Origin of the sequence: Arsukibacterium sp., from assembly GCF_036735525.1 — a bacterium.
Classification (GTDB): domain Bacteria; phylum Pseudomonadota; class Gammaproteobacteria; order Enterobacterales; family Alteromonadaceae; genus Alishewanella.
On record NZ_DAINOE010000114.1, the window covers coordinates 6414 to 7321 of the forward strand.

Annotated in this window: 1 protein-coding gene; it reads left to right on the forward strand. The window is 53.2% G+C overall.

The features are described 5' to 3' along the window. Positions 1-739: hypothetical protein (locus tag V7D78_RS15450; protein ID WP_333609355.1), on the forward strand; the 739-nt coding region annotated here is incomplete at its 5' end. Positions 740-908: the final 169 nt, after the last annotated feature.

A 908-nucleotide genomic window follows, 5' to 3' on the forward strand; every position in this document is an offset into this window, starting at 1 on the left:
GAAGCTTCATCCGGACGAAGCGAAAGACTGGAGTACACAAGACGTATTGTTGCGCTGGACCAGTCTGCATAAGGGAACTGTGCTGGTGCAGCGTTATTTGGTTAACGGCACGTTGAGCGCTGCCGAGTTGAATGCTGTTCACAGCACGGCCAAGGTTTACCGCCAGCGCCTGACAAGCCTGAGTTGGTTTATGAAATGTCTGAACGAACCTATAGCCCGCCAGGCTAATCAGGAGGACGGTTGTACCGGACACTTTTGGGAAGGCCGATTCACCTCTCAGGCGCTGCTGAGTGAAGAGGCACTGTTGTGCTGCATGGCTTATGTCGATTTGAACCCGGTGCGCTCAGGGCTAGCTGATACCCCGGAAGACTCTGACTATACCAGCATCAAGGAGCGGCTGTCCCCCTCATTCGATTTAGCTGACGCCATTGCTGAACAAACGCAGCAAGGTCAGCTGCAACACTTTGAGCATCCACTGAAGCCACTGCTTCCCTTTGAGGGCGCGCTGGTTGACCAACTGCAACACGGCATTTTTTTCACTTTGCAGGACTACCTGCAGCTGGTGGACTATACCGGTCGCGCGCTTCGTCCCGGTAAAGTGGGTGCTATTTCTGAGCAACAGCTACCCATCCTGCAACGGCTCAATCTCAGCCAGCAAGACTGGTTGGCCCGCGCCAGTCAATTCGAAGCACGTTACACCACACTTTTTAGCCGACGCGTCTACCGCGACAGCGCCTGAACCTCGCTCAGCAATCCCCTCAACCACAATGACCGGCTTTTAACTTAAAGTCTTGGATACGTCATGCCTGAATATGGCGTAAAGCCGCATCAGACGCAAAGTTTTGCCTGACTCGTGCCAGCAACTGCCATTCTTTACCGCATAAGCCCTGAATATAGACTATTGGATT